At 42.2% G+C, this 645-nt stretch carries 1 pseudogene; it reads left to right on the top strand.

The window, feature by feature from the left end:
* Positions 1 to 645 (top strand): annotated as a pseudogene (locus HT703_RS12200) (ISNCY family transposase); the annotation flags it as partial.

The following is a 645-nucleotide window of genomic DNA, read 5'->3' as shown; positions in this document are numbered from 1 at the left end:
AAATATTAGCCAATCACGGCATTCCCCTTCAAATTAAAACAGATAAGAGAACGGTCTTTACCTATCAAGCCTCCAACTCTAAGAAAATGGAGGACGATACCCATACACAGTTTGGATACGCCTGTCACCAACTGGGGATTCTCCTTGAGACAACCGCTATCCCTCAAGCTAAAGGGAGAGTCGAAAGACTCAATCAGGCACTACAATCTCGCCTGCCTATTGAACTGGAACGAAACAATATTCATACCTTGGAAGAAGCCAATACTTTCCTTCTTTCCTACATTCAAACCTTTAATGAACAGTTTGGAAACAAGACAAAACTCTCTGTCTTCGAGGTGGCTCCTAAGCCCTCTGAACGAAATCTCATTCTAGCTAGACTGGCGGAGAGAGTCGTGGATCGTAGACACCATATCCGATTCCAAAATCGTTGCTATATCCCTGTTGAACAAGGAAAAGAAGTCTACTTCAGCAGAAAGACGAAAGCATTCGTTATAAAAGAAGTTGACGGTGACATCTACCTCAATATCGCTGACAAGATCTGTCACACAAAGGAGCTACTAGTTCATGAACTCTATTCGAAAAACTTTGAATCAGAACCAGAACAAAAAAAGAAAGACGCAAGTATATCCCTCCACAAACCCATCC

It is taken from the genome of Streptococcus sp. 3874, assembly GCF_013276425.1.
GTDB lineage: Bacteria > Bacillota > Bacilli > Lactobacillales > Streptococcaceae > Streptococcus > Streptococcus pseudopneumoniae.
The sequence above is the reverse complement of the archived record's forward strand: the minus strand, read 5'-3'. Positions and strand labels throughout refer to the sequence as shown.